This is a genomic window from Paraburkholderia phymatum, from assembly GCF_038900715.1.
GTDB classification, from domain to species: domain Bacteria; phylum Pseudomonadota; class Gammaproteobacteria; order Burkholderiales; family Burkholderiaceae; genus Paraburkholderia; species Paraburkholderia phymatum_A.
In genome coordinates this window covers 116,531-135,016 of sequence record NZ_JAYMRZ010000014.1, presented here as the reverse complement: position 1 = coordinate 135,016, position 18,486 = coordinate 116,531, and the positions used below count along the sequence as shown (strand labels likewise).

Sequence of the window (18,486 nt, the reverse complement as noted above, 5' to 3'; positions counted from 1 at the left end):
GTGTCTAGATGAAGCGCATCGATACGCATCCCAGGTGCTGAAAGCGCACCGTCACCACGTCGCCTGCATTGACAGCGATGGCCTCGGTGACGCCACCCGTCAGAATCAGCGTGCCCGCCGGAATCGACTGGCCGCGCGCGCCCAGCATGTTCGCGAGCATCGCGACGCTCGCTGCGGGATGGCCGAGCACGGCCGCGCCCGACGCCGTCGCGACAATTTCGCCGTTCTTCTCCATCACGACGCCGAGGTTTTTCAGGTCGATGCCTTGCGCGCTTCGATGCCGCCCGCCGATCACATAGCGCGCCGCCGACGTGTTGTCGGCGATCACGCTCTTCAGGTCGAAGCGGAAGTTCTCGTACCGCGAGTCGATCACTTCGACGGCGGGCAAGACGAAATCTGTCGCGGCCAGCACGGCGCCGATATGACAACCCGGGCCCGTCAGTTCGCGCGACGTCACGAAGGCGATTTCCGCTTCGACTTTCGGATGAATCAGCGAGGACGTGTCGATCGCGGCACCGTCCATGCACGCACCGTAGTCAGTGAGAAATCCGTAGACGGGGTCGGTCACGCCCATCTGCCGCATCTTCGCGTGCGATGTCAGTCCCATCTTCAGCCCGGCCAGTTTCATGCCGCGCGCCGCCTTGCGCTCACGCAACGAATCCTGAATCGCGTACGCATCGGCCCAGTCGAGTTCAGGATGCTCGTCGGTGATCTTGACGATGGCGTTGCGATGCAATTCGGCATCATCGAGCCGCGCTGCAAGGCGTTCAATCGTTGCGTCATTCAGCGTCATCACCGCTCTCCTTCGACAAAACGCACCGACACGCCGCCGATGCCACCCAGGCTCATCCTCAACACGTCGCCCGCCTGCACGGAAACCATCGCGGCAAGCGAGCCCGACAGAATCACCTCGCCCGCCTTGAGCGTCATGCCGAGGCGGCCGAGCGTATTCGCGAGCCACGCAACGGCATTCGCGGGATGACCGAGCGCCGCCGCGCCCGCACCCGTCGCGGCAATCTCGCCATTCTTTTCGAGCGTCATGCCGACGAGCGCGAGATCGAGTTCACGTGGATCGACCGCGTTGTCGCCGAGCACGAACACGCCTGACGAAGCGTTGTCAGCGACCGTATCCTGAATGCGGATCTTCCAGTCGCGGATGCGCGAGTCGACGATCTCGAAGCAAGGCAACACGGCTTGCGTCGCGCGCAGCACGTCGGCATTCGTCACGCCAGGGCCAGCGAGATCGTGCTTCAGCACGAACGCGATCTCGCCCTCCGCTTTCGGCGCGATCAGCGAAGAAAGACCGATCGATGCGCCGTCATTGAACACCATCGCTGAAGTCAGATGGCCGAAGTCCGGTTGCCGTACATCGAGCATGTCCATCACCGCCTGGCTCGTCACGCCGATCTTCTTGCCAATCACGCGCTCGCCGTCCAGCGTCACGCGCCGCTCGATCATGCGAAGCTGGATGCCGTATGCGTCGTCGATGGTGATCGCGGGCTCGCGCGCCGACAGCGGCTCGACGGGTTGCGCTTCACGCAGCGCGCGATAGAGCTCGTCGCCGTAACGCTCGATGGCGGCGGGCGTCAGCGTTGATTTCAGTTGTGTCGTCATCGCATTCCTCACAGCTTTACGCAGACATTGCGCAGTTCGGTGTAGAACTCGAGCGAATGCACGCCGCCTTCCCGACCGATGCCCGATTGCTTCGCGCCGCCGAATGCAGTGCGCAAATCGCGCAGGAACCATGCGTTGATCCAGCAGATGCCCACGTCGAGCGCCCGGCCCATCCGATGCGCGACACCTGCATCGCGCGTCCATACGGTGGCGGCGAGTCCGTATGGTGTGTCGTTCGCTTTGGCGACCACTTCGGCTTCCGTGTCGAATGGCGCGATATGGCAGCACGGTCCGAAGATTTCTTCGCGTATCACGGGAGACGTTTCCGGCAAGCCCGTCCAGATCGTCGGCTCGACCCACGCGCCCGCTTGCAGACCGGCAGGCATGTCCGGCACGCCGCCGCCCGTCACGACGACTGCGCCCTCCGCACGCGCTTTCGCGTAGTAGGAGAGCACCTTGCTTCGATGCTCCTGTGAAATCAGCGGGCCGAACGTCGTGCCTTCATTGAGCGGCCGTCCGGGGCGCAGCGAACGGGCACGCACCGCCAGCGCATCGACGAAGCGCTCGTAGATCGGCCGCTGCACATAGACTCGTTCTGTGCCGAGACACACCTGTCCCGTGTTTTCGAACGCGGAGCGCGCGATGCCCGCGACAGCCGCATCGAAATCGCAGTCCGCGAACACGATGCCCGCGTTCTTGCCGCCGAGTTCGAACGACACCGGGCGCACGCCGTTGGCGGCCGCTTTCATGATCGCTTCGCCCGTTCGCGTCTCGCCGGTGAACGTGATCGCATTCACGCCGGGATGCGCGGTGAGGAACGCGCCCGCCGAGTCAGGTCCGTAGCCGTGTACGACGTTGTAGACGCCTTTGGGCACGCCGACCTTGTTCATCACTTCGCCGAGCAGCGTGGCCGTCGCGGGCGTTTCCTCGGACGGCTTCACAATCACGGTATTGCCGCACGCAAGCGCAGGCCCGACCTTCCACGTCATCAGAAGCAGCGGCAGATTCCATGGACACACCACCGCGATCACACCGCGCGGCGTGCGCACGCCGTAGTTCAGCGCGTGTCCGCCGTCGGGCGTCGCCATCGAAAAGCTTTCCGTCGGCACGTTCCTGATCATGTCGGCGAATACCTTGAAATTGGCCGCGCCGCGCGGAATGTCCACATGGCTTGCGAGCGCATGCGGTTTGCCCGTGTCGGCGACCTCCGCAGCGAGGAAATCGTCGAACCGGCGATTGATTTCGTCGGCTACGCCATACAGCAGATCGACGCGCTGCTGCACCGTGAAACCGCCCCACGGACCATGCAACGCCGCTTGCGCCGCTCGCACGGCGGCATCGACTTCTGCCTGTCCCGCTTCGTGAACAAAGCCGATCACGCTGTTGTCGACGGGATTGCGGTCCTCGAATGTGCGGCCTGTCGCGACCCATTCGCCGTCAATGAAGTTCTTGAATTCAGTCATGGATGCACCACTGTCAAAAGGTTGTGCGCAAGGAGGCGGCAGATCAGGTCAACACCGTGAGGAACGCATCGTTGAGCTTGCGGTCGTGATAGAAAATCGCGCGCCCCAGATCCTTTTCGTGCCACGTGATGACAGGCTTGTCCGGGTAATGGATGTAGCCGCCCGCAAATACCTCGTTACGATTGCCCGATGGATCGAAGAAATAGATCGTCGCGCCGCGCGTGATGCCGTGACGCGTCGGCCCGATATCGAGCGCGACGTCGCGCTTCGAAATCAGATCGGCTGCCCTCAGCACGTCGCCCCACGAATCGAGCACGAACGATGCGTGGTGAAACTTGTTCTTTTCGCCGTGCCGGATGAATGCGATGTCGTGCGCCTTGTTCGAGCATGTGAGAAACGCGGCAATCTGCAAGCCCTCGGGCGTAACCACCTGTTCCGTGAGCGAGAAGCCGAGTACTTCGCGGAACAGCTTCACGGTGTCGTCGAATCCGTCGCCATACAGCAGGCAATGATCGAAGCGGCTCGGCGACATGCCGCGCAATCCATCGGGCCACGGGTCGGGATTGACATCACCAGTTGCCGTGCCGATCTTCTCCTTGTGCGCGAAGAGTTCGATCGCGTGCCCCGTCGATACCGTGAAGCGAAAGCGCATGCCCGTCTGCAAATGCTCACCCGCTTCGATCCATTTGCAATCGCTGACGAGCCCCGAATCCTTCACCGCGATTGCGAGCCTGTCGAGCGTCGCTGGGCCGTCGACACGAAAGCCGACGTAATCCATGCCGGGCTCATCGGCTTCGCGCAGCACGACGCTGTGGTGATCGTGCTCGTCCCACGCTTTCAGATAGACGCGGCCATTTGCATCGCGTCCCGTTTCATGCAGCCCGAGCACTTCCGTGTAGTGACGCACGGCTGGTTCGAGTTCGAGAACCCGCAGCGCGATATGGCCGGGTCTCAGCACGCCTTGTAATGCCATGATGTATCTCCTGGTGTTTGTGATCCGTCTACTGCGCCTGGGCTTGCGCTTGCATGTGTGCATTCGCGCGGGATTTCTCGATACAGCGGGCCATCGTTCCGACTACACGCAGCGACAGATCCGACAACGGCGTGATACGGCAGGCGAGCACCGTGCCCTGTTCCTCGTCGTCGGCGCTCACGCACGCGCGGCTCATCTTGCAGGCGTGATATCGGCCGCTGAGCACCTGCACCTTGCACACGCCGCATCCGCCGCCTCGACAGCCGACGGGAATGCCGCGCCCGCCCGCTGCCGCCATTGCCTTGAGCACCGTCGCATCCGCGTCGCAGCCAAATGCATCGCCCGTGTTTTCGACTTCGATCCGATAGGTCATGTCGTCCGCTCCGTTCAATGGGTCGCGACGACGTCAGATGCGAAACAGCGGGCTCTTTGCTGCTTCGCCTGCATCGGCCGCCGACAGGAACTTCTCCGTATAGATGTCCTTTTCGAACAGGCGCCCTTGCATCAGCGTCTTGATGCACGCTTCGATCATCGGCGGCGGTCCGCACAAATAGGCTTTATGTCCACGGAAATCCGTGACGCCGGCTGCATCGGTGAATTGCTGCTTCAGTACTTCGTGGACATAGCCGCGTGCGCCGGACCATTCGCTGTGTTGCGGTTCATCCGATAACGCCGGCAGATAGCGGAAATTCGGGTGCTGTTGCGCGAGCTCTTCGAAGAAGTCCGCGAAGTACAGCTCTTCGCGATTGCGCGCGCCCTGAATCAGCTTGATCGGAAGCGTCGAGCCTTCATGCAGCAGATCGACGATCATCGACTTCGGACTCGACAGGCCTGATCCGCCCGCGAGAAAAATGGTCGCCACCTGTGCCTGCTTGCGCACGAAAAAGCGTCCGAACGGCGCCGAGAATTCGAGTTGCGCGCCGTGCTGCAACTCATCATGCAGCCAGCCCGTCGCCGCGCCGCCAGGCACACGCCGGACATGCAGTTCGATTTCCCCGTCATGCGGCGCATTGGCAATCGAAAACGCGCGTGCATCGTCGCAGCCAGGCACCTTCAGGTTCAGGTACTGGCCCGCCTGGAACTGGACAGGGTGCGCTTCATGCACGGCCATGCGGATCACGCGAATGGTCGGCGTAACATCGTCGATCGCGGTGACAGTGCCTTTGAAGTCCTGCAAGGGCAAATTCTGCGCATCGGGATCTTCTTCAAGGTCCGCTTCGATCACGAGGTCCGACATCGGCGTGGCGCAACAGGCAAGACACTTGCCCTCTTCACGCTCGAAGTCCATCAATGCGAAATCCGACGCACTGCCCTGATCGATTTCGCCATCCACGACCTGCACCTTGCACGTCGCGCACAAGCCGTGACAGCACGCATGCGGCAGCCACACGCCCTGACGCAGACACGCATCGAGCAGCGTCTGCCCCGCTGCGATGTCGATAGTCTGGCCGAGCGGTTCGATACGAACGGTGTAGTCCATCGCTGCCTCCTGCTAGCTGTACGAACCGTTGATGCCCGTGAGCCCTGGCGTGCGCAGACGGATCACATCCTTATGCACCAGACCGTTATCGGTGAGCGACGACGCAGCATCGGGTTGCCACGGTTGTCCTGAACGCAGCCACTGCGCGTCGTCCCAGTCGATCTTCGCGAAGTCCGGGTGCACGCCGTACAGACCGGGCAGCACATCGGAGACGAGCGCACCGAATGTCATGTCCGGCGATACAGGAATGCAGAACGGCGATGCAAACATCAGGTGGTCTTCCCAGCCGATATAGAGCAGCCGGTTGCCGTGAAACCTCGCTTCGGCGTCGGCGGGCTCGAATGCATAGGGTTTGAGGGCGATCGTCGCCATGTCATGTCTCCTTCATTGGATATCGTGCTTGAAGCCTTGCATTGAGTGCTTCAGCTTTCTGCCTGTTCCTGGTCCGCGCCCTTCCATACATTCCAGTTGCGCTCATCGGGTGAGCCCGCAAAATCGAGGTTCTCGTGGCCATTGCGGATGTGGTAGTACTCGAGCACGTCGTCGAGCGTCGCGCCGCCGCAATTGCCCTGATAGATCTGATGCACGGGGAGCCACGCCTGCACATATTTCTCGGGCTCTCCATCGAAGATGTCCTTGCAGCCATCCGAGCAGAAGTGAAACTTCATGCCGTGATATGTCGATTCACGGTACGCGATCTTCGTCGGATCGTCGGGCTCGCTGAAGGTCAATGGAATCTGGCAGGTCTGGCACAGCATCGGCAGATTCGTGTTGTAGAAGCGCTTGCCCGCCTGCTGCTGTTCGCGCCAGTACTCGAGACGCGGCCGGTAGAGCCGGTCGAAATGCTCGGGGTACTTTGCGGAGAGCCAGTCGAGTTCTTCATCCGACGGCACCCACGTATGAAAATCCGCCGCCGCTGCGTAGTTGTAGAACGTGCCCCAGGCTTCGTGCGTGATGCGGTCCTTGGTTTGCGTCGCGATCTCGTGATACTTCGGCATACGCAGGCCGTAGCGTTCGAGATCCTGAAAGAGCGCACCGCCCGCATCCTCGAAATAGATCTTCCATGCCTCGGACCACGACATCACGCGCTTGGGCAGCATGTAGTCCATCATCATGCCGACCAGCGTCAGCAGCCGGAAGCCGCGCCAGAACCACTTGTCGAGCCAGCGCTGGACGATAGGCACGTTCACAGGTTCCTGTTCGCACAGGAACTTGATCACTTCGAGACCCAGTGTCATATGGCGCGATTCGTCGGACTGCGCCGAGAAGCCAAACGTGACCGTCGCCATGTCGCCGTTATAGGCCGCGCCCGACATGAACGGCATGAAGAGCAGATTGGTCAGCACATACTCGAAAGAGAACGAGATGGCCGTGATGAACTCGAACGGGCCGGCCGTTGCGGCATCTTCGAAGTACGACTTCGGCACCGACAGATACCACACCCGGTCGTGCATGTGCGGCCACTCGGAAAAGCCGTTGAAGTACTTGTTGTAGAGCGACAACGTATGCACCTGTGTCTGGCAGTGGCGCAATTCGTCGATCGATTGCATTTGACACGCGACGCGCGCGCCGACGCCGCGAAAATGCCGGCCAAGATGCGCGTAATTGCGATGCGCCGAATACTCCAGCGGCGTGACGCCCGTCAGGAAGAGCTTGAGTGTGTTGATATAGCGCGCATCCGATACGTTCATGTGCCCATTGTTCTGCGCAAACGAATCGATGATCGCGTACAGCTTGCGTTCTTTTTCTGCCTGGTACTTCCAGTACGCGTCCATCGTCATGCGGAACGGGTCTTCCCACTTGTCCCAGTCGTGAATCACGATGCCTTCGTACTTGTCATACGGAAATACTTCGTCCATTGGCTGATACGTGGTTTGCCAGCCGAGGTCGCGCGTCATCAGCGCGTACTTCTCTTTCAGATTGAGTTTCTTGCGTGCGTCCATCGTGTGTCTCCTGGTGTTCTCAGACGTGCCAGTGCAGCGTGAAGGCGTCGTCGGTTTCGTCGATGTTTCCCGACAGCGAGATGAGGTTCAGTTGCAGTTCCTGGGTGTTCCAGTCGCGGCCCATTTCTTCGGACACGTGTTCGCGCGAGATCACGAGCTTGCCTGGCGCGTCGATCTTCACCATCGCAGGGTACTCGGTGACGGCGGCCTGAGGGTTTTGCGAAGTAATGGCAGCGACGATGGCGCGCGTTTCGTCGGTGTTCTGCAATGCGATGTAGACGTTCTGCATGACGGACTCGAATCGGTTATGCGCTAACCGGCACGACGCCGAGTTTCGCGAGACGGGTGGTGAATTGCGTGCGGACTTCTTCGAGCGCGCGTCCGACGTCGTCACCGAGCAGCGTGCCCGTGAGCGGGCGCAGCGCTTCGAGCGTGCGAGCCTGGTAATGCGTGGCCCAATCCGCAATACGTTGCTGATTGACGGGCGATTCCGCTGTCACCGTGCGGATCACCGAATCGATCCACTTCACATGGTCGTTCTGCCATTGCTGCTCGAACTCGGTGAGCATCGCGAGATTCGCGCCGATTTCACGTGCCGCGCGCGCATCGAAGTGCTGATAGACGAGGGGATAAACAAGGCCGTCCATCACGAGGTTCTGCGCGACGAAAGTTTCGAACCAGTCCGCGACGACGAAGATGTCTTCTACCAGCTTGCGCATCGGTTGCCACGTTTCGCTTTCGAGCCATGCGACGCGCGCACGTTCTAGCGCTAAGCCCGTGTTGCCGTCGAGCGCAAGGCCGATGCGCGAGATGTACTGCGCAATGCCCAGGCGGTCCATCGCGCAATACGTGCAGGCTTGCGTGATCGCGGTGCCGTAGCCGTAATCCGCGCACAGCATGTTGTTCATGTTGGCGCCCCACTCGACATGACGCAGCGGCAGCAACCCCGTAATCAGCCGCTCTTGCCATTCGAGTGCGAGGCCAGTCAGCAGGCCGCGTCGCTCGGCCAGATCGAATGCTGTCTCAGCCGCTTCCTGCTGACGCGCGCGCGCCGTGACATAAGCGCCGTAGTAGTACTGGCGCGGGTCCTTGAGCGCGTACCAGTCGCTCATCACGATCTGCGTGCGGGCCGTGTCGTACAACTGAAACTCGGGTGCCCACGTCGGGCGATAGTGGAAGTTCGCGGTCGGCTGGATGTCGTAGGTGGCTTCCTGATAGCGCGACGCGGGCTTGTCGCCGAAGCGGCGCGCGACGTGGCCATAGGTTTGACGCAACGGCTGAACCTTGAGCGTCCTGATTTCGATCTGCATGAAACTGTCTCCGTGTTGTCAGTGCTATATCGAATGAATCCGCTTGATATGCGGTGTTTGTTTTTGGCTTCAGCCTCCGAAGCGCCAGCGTTCTCTCGAACGTTCGAAGTCGCTTTCTTCGGCATCAAGCGTCTGTACTTCGTTGATGCGGCAGAAGTGCTCGAACATCGTGTCGTTCATGATGAGTTCGACGGCGAGATCCGAATCGCCGACAGAGAAGTCGAACTCGACATAGCCGTCGTCGCGCCGGCTTGTGATACGCACATAGCGTCGAGTACTCGAGAACAGCGGTTGGGGATGATTCATCGTGACCTCCTGTCGCAGCCTTTAATGCAGGAGGTATGCCATGCACGTCTCTTCGGGCATGACAAGGAGTTGGTATCTGGAATAGCGTTGTACGTCGAGGCTTTTTGCTTTTTCGATTGATCAATTCATCAAGTACGAGACGCGTGCTTCATCGTTTGGTCAATTGAATCCGAATGACGCACGGCCAGAGCGGCGCAACGGCCGTTTAGCGCGTGGTGAGATGAAGATGCGGAGAGATACGCTTGATGAAAAGATCAAACGCGCCGCTCGGGCTATATGTCTGCGAGGGTGGTGACGTGCTGGTTGTCACTGCGTGGCAAAGACGCGTGCCCGAGCACTTGAAGAAATATTGGCCGGCTCCCGTGGACCGGCCTGAATGACGGGATCAAGCGAGATAAGGGGTCACTCGTCGGCCGAAGCCGATGCCTTATCGCGATTGCGCCACCGATACGCCAACTGCGGCCTCGTGATCCCCAGCATCCGCGCCGCCTGGCTCAGATTCCCTGCGGCGCGCTCGACGGCAGTTTCGATCAGCATGTTCTCAATGCGATCGAGCGGAATGCCCTCACGCGCCATGTGATCGAAGAGCGCGTCGGCGGCACTGGCGTTCTGGCGCAAAGGACGACCGCTCGCATCGAGCGAAGCCGTATCGCACTCCACTTCCGCAGGCGGCGAAGCGAACAGATCGCACTCGGTAATGCGCGCGCCAGGCGCGGCGAGAATCACACCGCGCTCGACTACGTTCTCCAGTTCGCGCACATTGCCGGGCCACGTATAAGCGCGCAATGTCGTTATCGCGCGATCGGTCAGCCCGAGCACGCGCTTGCCATGCCGCGCACTGTACTTCGCGATAAAGCGCTCGACGAGCAACGGGATATCGTCGCACCGCTCGCGCAACGGCGGAATCGTGACGGGATACACGTTGAGCCGGTACAGCAGGTCCTTGCGGAATGTCCCGCGCCGCACGGCATCGTTCAAATCGACATTGGTCGCGGCCACCACGCGCACATCGACGCGCCGCACATGCGTATCACCGACGCGTTCGAACTCGCCTTCCTGCAATACGCGCAGCAACTTGGCCTGCGCATTCGCCGAAAGCTCGCCTACTTCATCGAGAAAGAGCGTGCCGCCGTCGGCGCGCTCGAAGCGTCCGGGGCGGCTCTGATGCGCACCCGTAAACGCGCCGCGCTCCACGCCGAACAGTTCTGCTTCGATCAGTTCTTCTGCTATCGCCGCGCAATTGATCGCGACGAATGGTTTGTCGCGTCTGCGGCTCACGTGATGCAAACCGCGCGCGAAGCGTTCCTTGCCGACGCCCGTTTCGCCGAGCAGCAGCATCGTCACGTCGCTCGGCGCGGCGCGCTGCGCGAGCCGCCACGCTTCGATAAAACCATCGGAGATGCCGACGAGATCTTCGGGCTGACCCGTGTCGTCCTGCATCGAACGCAGGCTCTCGACTTCGCTTTGCAACTGCAGCAGCGTATCGAACAAGGGGTCGGGTTGATAGAGCTTGAGCATCTGTTCGCCGTCGGGCCAGTCCTCGACCGGCTTGCCGACGATACGGCAATTGCGGTCGCCGCAACCGACGCACTCCGTCTCCTTGTAGAGAATCGTGCGCCCCATCAGCGACGACGTATAGCCGCTCGCGTAGCCGACTTGCATCCAGCACACGGGCTCGTCGCCAACACCGAACAGATGCCGGTGTACTTCGGCTTCGAACGAGTCTTCCCACAGATGGTCGCCGTAGTACTCGCCTTTCGCGATGTCGATATGAACATCTATTGGCGTCACGCGCACATTGCCTTCGAGCACGTGAAGACATGGACCGATTTCGAGCAAGCCGAAGTCGCTCGCCGTCGGACGTAGCTTGCGCGCGAGTTCGGCGTCGCGCGCGCCGGACTGAAAACCCATTCGCGTGAACAGGCCGCGCGTGCGTTCGAGTCCGAGTGTATCGACGAGCTCCTTGCGCAACGCGCCGAGCGCGGCCGTATGAAGCAGGATCATACGGTTCTCGTCGAGCCAGATATGCCCCTCCTGCATGACGAACTTCAGGCGACGCGACAGGTTGTCGAGACCTTCGCGCATGCTCGCCGAAAATCGGGCGGTGCTGTCTCCCACGACGTCTCCTTATTGGATCGAGTAATCGTTTTTACGCCTATTGTAGGCAAGGTTTGTGCCGAACAGCTTTCGCGCGGGCACGCCTGATGTTCTTTAACGTCCCTGCACGGTCTGCCCAGTGTTTACACGTAGACGCGTTTAACCATTTGATCAAAGCGTCCCAACCGATTCAACGATTTCGTCAAAACGGGCGCGCCTCCCGCTCACAAGCCGGGCTCGCGTTCACGATCTCATGAACCGCGCGCGCCGCTTGATCAATTGATCAAACCGGCTGCCATGCATCGGGCGCTCGCGCTTGATGGACGCCCATTGGCACCGCCTATGCAGAGCATCGCGCAAACTGGCTATGGCTGCGGTGAACGCGATGACGGACCCCACGAAAACACTCGATCAGGCTGACGATACCGGCCTCGTCGTCGGTGCTCATGTCGTCACGCAACGCCGCTGGTACACGCATCACGGCATCTATGCGGGCAATGGCAAGGTGATTCACTATGCGGGCCTTTCACGTTCGCTGCGACGCGCGCCCGTCGAAGAAGTGTCGTGCGACGAGTTCGCTGGCGGTCACGCGATATGGGTCGAGCGCGCGCCCGATGCGCGCTATGCCGGCGCGGATGCCGTTCGCCGCGCCTATCAGCGTCTCGGCGAAGACCGCTACCGGCTGATGACCAACAACTGCGAGCACTTTTGCGCATGGTGTCTGTATGGCGAAAGCCGCAGCGGCCAGATCGAGCGATTGACGAGCCTCGCGCAGCGCGGACGCGAGTTCGTTGCAAAGGCCCTGCTCTATGCCGGAACGAAAGCGCTCTTCGCGGGCACGACGCGTTTGGCCGTTCGAGTTTGATGAAGTCGTCACGCAGCTTCGATGCATTACACACTGGATGACCGCGCCGTGCCGCATTGAACGCGTGCCCAGCGCCCCCGCAAGACCATACCGCAATCACCCGCTATCTCGAGCCCGGCCTTTGGCAGCAGGTCAACGATTACGTCGCGCCAATGCCGCAGGATATCCCGCCGACAGCGCGCACTACGGCGGGACAGACTGCAGGACGGGCAGCAGCACAGCCCCGGGGCAAAGGAGAGGAGCGGCAGAGACCCGGAGGCTCCGTATCGGCCGCTGACGCGGGCCGCGCCGCACACGATCGTCAAGGATGTCTCGCCGGCGCGGCCGCCCCGACTGTGCGAACCCGGCGCAGCAGAAGTGCGCGCCAACCTCGGGCATGCGTCGCACAGCATCACCAGCCTTTATCTGCACGTCGACGACAATCGCTCGCTAGTGACGACAATCAGCGCAGCGAGGTGATGTTCACGCGGCACGATTGCCCAGCATCTCAAGGTAGCGCTGAACGGCTCCCCACTCTCCACCGATCCGGCTGATCGCGACCAGTTCCGCCTTCGGGCCACGCCCAGCAAGTTTCCGGTAGACCACATTCGGCGCTGCGATCTTGCTCAGCGGCGCGGGCGCGAGTGCCAGGCCGAGTCCTGCACCCGTCAGTGCCAGGACGGACAGCGTGCTGCTTACCTTATGTGCGATGCGAGGTTCCTTTCCGAGCACCTGACGCAGGATCGTGAGCTGACCATCGTCGTCCTCGTCGGCTGCATAGAGAATGAACGGCTCGTCAGCGAGCGTGGCGGAGGACAGGGAACGTCGGTTCGCGAACGGATGATTGCTGTTCATCACGACCTCCCATGTCCAACTTCCGACCAGGCGCACCGCGAGCTTCGCATCGAATTCGACGCCGAACGCCGGGCAGTAGCCGATGTCGAGGCGATCCGCGAGGATCGCTTCCTGCTGGGCAGCGGGTGCCATCTCGTGCAGTTCGAGCGCGACGTTCGGCCATGCGCGATGAAACGCGAGCAAGTCGTCGGACAAGGTCCCTGCTGCGACCGCATTGCCGACGAAGCCGATCCGTACAACACCAGTCTCCCCGCGCGCTGCGCGCTGGACCAGGCGCTTGGCCCGCTCAGCTTGCTCAATCGTCCGCCGTGCCTCGACCAGAAACAGCTTGCCGGCGTCTGTCAACGCCACCTTGCGCGTGCTTCGCACGAACAGCGTGGCGCCCAGTTCTTCCTCTAGCGCCCGGATCTGGACGCTCAGCCCGGGCTGCACGATGTGCAGCCTCTCAGCCGCGCGCCCGAAATGCCCTGCTTCGGCGACGGCGAGAAAGTAGCGCAGATGACGCAGGTCCATGTGAATCGATTGATTACTTAAAGTGACTAATATCGAACTTTAATCTATTGGAATGAAAACGCAAGCCGGCGCATCCTGATGTCACGACGCTACCCCCAGTGTTATTCGTACAGGAGCCGACCGTGACCGCGAAGAACCGTATTGATGTCCACCAACATGTCGTCCCGCCGTTCTGGGCCGACGCGCTGCCGTCGCACGGTGGCGATCCATCCGGCTGGCATATGCCTACCTGGAGTCCTGAGAGCGCTATCGCGTTCATGGACAAGCTGCAGATCGCCACCGGCGTCTTGTCGCTGACCGCACCTGGCGTGCAGGGATGGGCCGCCCATGAGAAGCGTGACATCGCGCGCCGAGTGAACGAATACACGGCCGACATCGTCGCCCGATATCCGGCGCGCTTCGGCCATTTCGTCACCATCCCGCTCCCGGACATGACCGGCGCGCTGCTCGAGATCGATCATGCGTTCGACGCTTTGAACGCGGACGGCGTCGCCCTGCTCAGCAACTACGGTGGCCAGTATCCTGGCGATCCCGCATTCGAACCCATGTGGGCCGCGCTCGACCGGCGCCGTGCTGTCGTATTCGTTCATCCGGCCAAGCCGGGCATCGAGACGCTAAGGGGCATGCCCGGACCGATGCTCGACTATCCATTCGACACGACGCGCGCCGCGGTCCAGCTCGTGCTCAACGGCGTGATTGGCCGTTATCCGAACGTGCGCGTGATCCTGTCCCATGCGGGCGGGTTTCTGCCGTATGTGGCATACCGCTGCGCCGAACTGGCGCCCAGCGTGCGTGCAGACGTGCCGTTGACGGATGACCTCCTTGTGCTCTTTCAGCGCTTCTATTTCGACATGGCGTTGTCTTCGAGTCCAGTGGCGCTGCCGAGCCTCACGGCGTTCGCGAAACCTGGACACATCCTGTATGGCAGCGATTATCCATATGCGCCGGCGTCGGTGGGCGCGTCGTTCACCGAGATGTTTGATGCCTACGACGGGCTATCGTCAGAACAGCATGCGGCGATCAACCGCGACAGTGCGCTCGAACTGTTCCCTCGCCTTGCGAAGCTGGCGCGGTGACACGTCCCCGAGGACTGGTGCGGGTCGCTATGTAAAGCTTTGCCACCTCCTCTGCAAATCACAACTGTGCGCACGTATCCTGAGATTGACGGTGCCACCCTCGACTCGGTCGAGCTTTCCGGCCGAAATCTTCTTCAAATAGTTGTAGCGTCCACAGTGCCGCCGTAGCCGCGTTCGGCGTAGTGAGCCTTGGGCGTTGGTAGCGGATATTGCCTTGTCAGGATGGCCCAAGGTTCAAGGCAAGCGCCGGAAGTGAGATTCAGTGTGACGAAACATACGTCGCATCGACAAATGCCGGAATGGCAAAGTTTTCGCGCATACGCCTTGTCTCCGCAGCTGGTGTCGAACCGAAGAGGCGCTTGAACTCCCGGCTGAACTGGGAAGGGCTCGTATAACCGACGGCAATGCTCGCTGCCTCCGCGCTCAGACCCTGGCGCACCATCAACAGGCGAGCTTGATGCAAGCGCGTGGATTTCACGTACTGCATGGGCGATACCTGTGTAATAGCCTTGAAGTGGCTATGGAAGCTCGGGACGCTCATGCCTGCTTCCTCCGCGAGCAGCATCACGTCGAGTGACTGCGCATAGCGGGTATGAATGAGGCGCAGGGATCGAGCGATTCGGCCGAACTGCCCACGCATCGTCAAGGCCTCTCTCATCGAGCGTCCCTGTGCTCCCGTCAAGACACGGAAGTACAGTTCGCGCAGCAATCCTGGGCCCAACACGGCGGCTTCGAGCGGCTTGTGCAGTGCTTCGAGGAAGCGCAACACAGACGACTGCATTGCTTCGTCCATCGGCGTTGACATCATGCTCTGCGGCGCTTGCACGTGTTCCTTTTCGCCTTCGCGATCGATCTGCGCCGCGAGCTCGGCGGCCATGCTGAAGTCGAGGTGAAGGTACAGGGCAAGTAGCGGGCGCTTTGCCGTTGCGTCGGTTTCCATTGTGAATGGCACCGGCACGGACACAGCGAGGTAGTGATGCTCGTCATAGAGATAGAGCTGGTCACCGAAATAACCTCGCTTGCGGCCCTGGCACACGATCACGATACCAGGATCATACAAAACCGGCGTGCGTGATAGTGCCCGGTCCGAACGCAGGATACGGACGCTGGGCAGTGCCGTCAGGTTATAGCCTTCGTCGGGCGCCAACGCGCGCAGCAGTGCTGCCATGCGATTCTGGCTTCCATTGCAGTGTTCGGGCTGCGCAGTATGGAATTTTGCCTTCATAGTTTTGTGCAAGAAAATTAGCGAAATCGGGATTTCCTAGCCTTGATTGCAAGATTAGCATCTACTTTTCAATCACGAGGAGGGATGTTCCGATGGAATCCGGTAAAACTCTGCTCATTACGGGCGTCAGCAGCGGTTTTGGCCGTGCACTGGCACAAGAGGCGCTAGCCGCAGGTTACAAGGTCGTCGGGACTGTGCGGACTGAGCAGGCGAAGAGCGATTTCGAATCGCTATCCGAACGCGCGTTTGCACGGGTTCTTGATGTGACGAATTTTGACGCCATCGACGGCGTAGTATCGGAAATCGACGCCAACGTGGGACCCATCGATGCGTTGGTCAACAACGCTGGTTATGGGCACGAGGGCGTCATGGAAGAGTCGCCATTGTCGGATCTGCGTCGGCAGTTCGATGTGAACGTGTTCGGCGCGGTCGCGATGATGAAGGCAGTTCTGCCGTTCATGCGCAGGCGCCGTCGTGGGCATATCGTGAACATTACGTCGATGGGCGGGTATATCACGATGCCAGGTATTACGTACTACTGCGGCAGCAAGTTCGCGCTGGAGGGCATTTCCGAAGCGCTTGGCAAAGAGGTCGAATCTTTCGGCATCGCTGTGACCGCCGTGGCACCCGGCTCTTTCCGGACCGATTGGGCCGGCCGCTCGATGGTGCGGACACCCCGTTCGATCCCGGTCTACGATGCGATCTTTGACCCGATTCGCAAGGCCCGCGAGGAGAAAAGCGGCAAGCAGCTGGGTGACCCGCAGAAAGCAGCCAGGGCTATGTTGGAAGCAATCGAGGCGGACACCCCACCGAAGCACCTCCTGCTCGGCAGCGATGCACTGGGTCTCGTGCGAGGCAAGTTGGCGTCGCTCGAAGATGAGATCCGTGAATGGGAGACTGTCACGCGTTCGACGGATGGCTGAGTAACGCACACGGGTGCAATAGGACAAAAACGTGCGGGCTGCCGCCAAGGTGGCCCGCACCTCTTCGCATTATTGTTAAAAAGGGTACTGCTATATGGCGTTCAATTCCTTGGTGAGCGATGACATGCTGGATCGAGTGTTTCGCAAGGCGCGGACGCACAACAGCTACATTGACCGTCCTGTCACCCGTGAGACGCTTGAGGCGCTATACAGTCTTTATAAGTGGGGACCGACATCGACCAATCAGCAACCTCTGCGCGTCGTGTGGTGTGTTACGAGCGACGCCAAAGAACGACTGGCCGCGCTATGCCATGCCGGCAACGCAGCCAAGGTACGCGCCGCCCCTGCAGCTGCGATCTTCGGTATGGATGAGGACTTCGTGCGACACCTGCCCCGGCTGTTTCCGCACGCCGACGCTCGCAGTTGGTATGGTAACGATCAGGCGCTCATCCGGGATTCAGCTTTCCGCAATTCGACGCTCCAAGCCGCTTATCTGATCATAGCTGCGCGACTGCTTGGACTAGACACAAATCCCATGTCCGGATTTGATGAGGCAGGTGTGAACGCGGAATTCTTCACCGGGAGCCGTACACAGGTTAACTTCATTACGACGCTGGGCTACGGTGATCCTCAAACGCTGTATCCGCGCGCCCCACGGTTCGAGTTCGATGAGGTAAACAAATTGGTTTAAAAACCTGGGTGAGTGCGGATAGCGCTGCCACGAGGAAGAATATGAATAGGTTTACTGAACTTTCCAAACTTGGACCTCTTGAACAGCTACGCGCTGGGAAATTGGGGCGGCGGCTTGTGCAACTGATGGTTGGATTGTCCTTTTATGGCATCTCCATGGCGATGATGATTCGTGGCAACCTGGGGCTGGCACCCTGGGACGCACTCCACATCGGCTTGACCAAACACCTCCATCTGAGTTTCGGCTCGATCGTCATCGGTGTTTCGCTTGCAGTGCTGTTGCTGTGGATTCCTTTGCGTGAGATGCCGGGCCTCGGCACCATTGCCAATTCAGTGACTATTGGAGCTGTAGCCGATTTCACGATGCAGGTGCTGGGAACGCCTCAACATTTTGGTCTGCGCCTCGCGTTCACGATCGGTGGAGTTCTTTTATGTGGGCTGGGTTCGGCGCTATACATCGGGGCACAGTTGGGTCGGGGACCCCGTGATGGCCTCATGACGGGTTTTCACCGCATAACAGGATTGTCGTTGAGGCTCGTGCGTACCGTGCTTGAGGTGACGGTCTTGATCGGGGGTCTATTACTGGCCGGTATGGGGCTTTTCAATATCGGCACGGTGTTGTTTGCACTATGTATTGGTCCGCTGACGCAAACGTTCTTGCCGTGGGTAATGGTTACCCTTGACGCCAAGAGCTGAGGGGCATGGAATGAGTTAAAAACCATTTGGTCGAGAATGAGCTTCCCCTGAAATTTCGCCTTCCAGCAGGTCGTGCATGAACTCGACCCAAAGGAAGGAAACAAGAGATGTTCCGTATAGCTAACGATGCGTCGTCGGACGGTTTGCTTGCGCTCATCTTCTCAACACGTACTTGACATCTAAATGATGTCTTTTCCACAGTCACTCACGACCACGTCTTTTGCCCGCAGCCGCACTGGGCGGTTTGATATCTGCTCCTGAAAGCCGATTTCGGAAGGCCGCCCGACTCCCATCTCCAGTACAGCACCGCAGGCTCTCGCCCGCGTTCGTGACACACTAAGATAAAAACTTTTCTTATCTTAAGGTACCTGTTTTTTGTACTATGCTGAGTCGCTAGGCATGGACGCGATGAAATCCATTGCAAGGCAGGCTGTCGAGCGGAGCCGGCAACGGCGGTACGCAGTGACGAACCGAATGC

The 18,486-nt window shown here is 60.3% G+C and carries 19 protein-coding genes; 5 read left to right on the top strand and 14 right to left on the bottom strand.

Annotated elements, in window-relative coordinates:
* Positions 1–4: 4 nt before the first annotated feature.
* The 12 genes from dmpH to VSR68_RS24545 form a co-directional block, all read right to left on the bottom strand.
* Entirely contained in the window at positions 5–793 is a 789-nt protein-coding gene (dmpH, locus tag VSR68_RS24600; RefSeq protein ID WP_342942332.1) for a 2-oxo-3-hexenedioate decarboxylase, read from the bottom strand.
* Positions 793–1,614: a 2-oxopent-4-enoate hydratase gene (gene dmpE / locus VSR68_RS24595; RefSeq protein WP_342942331.1), complete on the bottom strand. Its 822-nt coding sequence runs from the start codon at positions 1,612–1,614 to the stop codon at positions 793–795. Before dmpE ends, dmpH begins: the two co-directional genes overlap by 1 nt.
* Positions 1,615–1,622: 8 nt before the next feature.
* Positions 1,623–3,077, bottom strand: a complete 1,455-nt coding sequence (locus tag VSR68_RS24590) for a 2-hydroxymuconic semialdehyde dehydrogenase (RefSeq protein WP_342942330.1) — start codon at positions 3,075–3,077, stop codon at positions 1,623–1,625.
* A 43-nt stretch (positions 3,078–3,120) separates the two neighbouring features.
* Positions 3,121–4,050: a catechol 2,3-dioxygenase gene (locus VSR68_RS24585; RefSeq protein WP_342942329.1), complete on the bottom strand. Its 930-nt coding sequence runs from the start codon at positions 4,048–4,050 to the stop codon at positions 3,121–3,123.
* Between the two features lie 28 nt (positions 4,051–4,078).
* Entirely contained in the window at positions 4,079–4,423 is a 345-nt protein-coding gene (locus tag VSR68_RS24580; RefSeq protein ID WP_342942328.1) for a 2Fe-2S iron-sulfur cluster-binding protein, read from the bottom strand.
* A gap of 33 nt (positions 4,424–4,456) precedes the next feature.
* Positions 4,457–5,530, bottom strand: coding sequence for a 2Fe-2S iron-sulfur cluster binding domain-containing protein (locus VSR68_RS24575; protein ID WP_342942327.1), 1,074 nt, complete (start codon positions 5,528–5,530; stop codon positions 4,457–4,459).
* Between the two features lie 12 nt (positions 5,531–5,542).
* Positions 5,543–5,902 (bottom strand): phenol hydroxylase subunit P4, encoded by a 360-nt coding sequence (locus tag VSR68_RS24570; RefSeq protein WP_342942326.1) that lies wholly within the window; start codon positions 5,900–5,902, stop codon positions 5,543–5,545.
* Between the two features lie 50 nt (positions 5,903–5,952).
* The gene (locus tag VSR68_RS24565; RefSeq protein ID WP_342942325.1) at positions 5,953–7,473 is read right to left on the bottom strand and encodes an aromatic/alkene/methane monooxygenase hydroxylase/oxygenase subunit alpha; all 1,521 of its coding nucleotides are present in this window, start codon (positions 7,471–7,473) and stop codon (positions 5,953–5,955) included.
* Between the two features lie 19 nt (positions 7,474–7,492).
* Positions 7,493–7,762: an MmoB/DmpM family protein gene (locus VSR68_RS24560; protein WP_342942324.1), complete on the bottom strand. Its 270-nt coding sequence runs from the start codon at positions 7,760–7,762 to the stop codon at positions 7,493–7,495.
* Between the two features lie 16 nt (positions 7,763–7,778).
* Entirely contained in the window at positions 7,779–8,783 is a 1,005-nt protein-coding gene (locus VSR68_RS24555) for an aromatic/alkene monooxygenase hydroxylase subunit beta (protein WP_342942323.1), read from the bottom strand.
* Positions 8,784–8,852: 69 nt separating this feature from the next.
* Complete coding sequence (locus VSR68_RS24550) at positions 8,853–9,089, bottom strand: phenol hydroxylase subunit (RefSeq protein WP_342942322.1); 237 nt, start codon at positions 9,087–9,089, stop codon at positions 8,853–8,855.
* 402 nt (positions 9,090–9,491) lie between these two features.
* Positions 9,492–11,207 carry a sigma 54-interacting transcriptional regulator gene (locus VSR68_RS24545; protein ID WP_342942321.1) on the bottom strand — a complete coding sequence of 572 codons (1,716 nt, stop codon included), beginning with the start codon at positions 11,205–11,207 and terminating at the stop codon, positions 9,492–9,494.
* Positions 11,208–11,571: 364 nt separating this feature from the next.
* On the opposite strand from VSR68_RS24545, the gene VSR68_RS24540 reads away from it, so the two are divergent.
* Positions 11,572–12,051, top strand: coding sequence for a lecithin retinol acyltransferase family protein (locus VSR68_RS24540; RefSeq protein WP_342942320.1), 480 nt, complete (start codon positions 11,572–11,574; stop codon positions 12,049–12,051).
* Positions 12,052–12,513: 462 nt separating this feature from the next.
* Here VSR68_RS24540 and VSR68_RS24535 read toward each other — a convergent pair whose 3' ends face one another.
* Entirely contained in the window at positions 12,514–13,398 is an 885-nt protein-coding gene (locus VSR68_RS24535; RefSeq protein WP_342942319.1) for a LysR substrate-binding domain-containing protein, read from the bottom strand.
* A gap of 122 nt (positions 13,399–13,520) precedes the next feature.
* On the opposite strand from VSR68_RS24535, the gene VSR68_RS24530 reads away from it, so the two are divergent.
* Positions 13,521–14,474, top strand: coding sequence for an amidohydrolase family protein (locus VSR68_RS24530; RefSeq protein ID WP_342942318.1), 954 nt, complete (start codon positions 13,521–13,523; stop codon positions 14,472–14,474).
* A 259-nt stretch (positions 14,475–14,733) separates the two neighbouring features.
* Here VSR68_RS24530 and VSR68_RS24525 read toward each other — a convergent pair whose 3' ends face one another.
* Positions 14,734–15,642, bottom strand: a complete 909-nt coding sequence (locus VSR68_RS24525) for an AraC family transcriptional regulator (RefSeq protein WP_342942317.1) — start codon at positions 15,640–15,642, stop codon at positions 14,734–14,736.
* Between the two features lie 149 nt (positions 15,643–15,791).
* Here VSR68_RS24525 and VSR68_RS24520 point away from each other — a divergent pair, with 149 nt between their 5' ends.
* The 3 genes from VSR68_RS24520 (at position 15,792) to VSR68_RS24510 (ending at position 18,008) form a co-directional block, all read left to right on the top strand.
* Positions 15,792–16,622, top strand: coding sequence for an oxidoreductase (locus VSR68_RS24520; protein WP_342942316.1), 831 nt, complete (start codon positions 15,792–15,794; stop codon positions 16,620–16,622).
* A gap of 94 nt (positions 16,623–16,716) precedes the next feature.
* Positions 16,717–17,313 carry a malonic semialdehyde reductase gene (locus VSR68_RS24515; protein ID WP_342942315.1) on the top strand — a complete coding sequence of 199 codons (597 nt, stop codon included), beginning with the start codon at positions 16,717–16,719 and terminating at the stop codon, positions 17,311–17,313.
* A gap of 41 nt (positions 17,314–17,354) precedes the next feature.
* Positions 17,355–18,008, top strand: coding sequence for a hypothetical protein (locus tag VSR68_RS24510; RefSeq protein ID WP_342942314.1), 654 nt, complete (start codon positions 17,355–17,357; stop codon positions 18,006–18,008).
* Positions 18,009–18,486 lie beyond the last annotated feature (478 nt).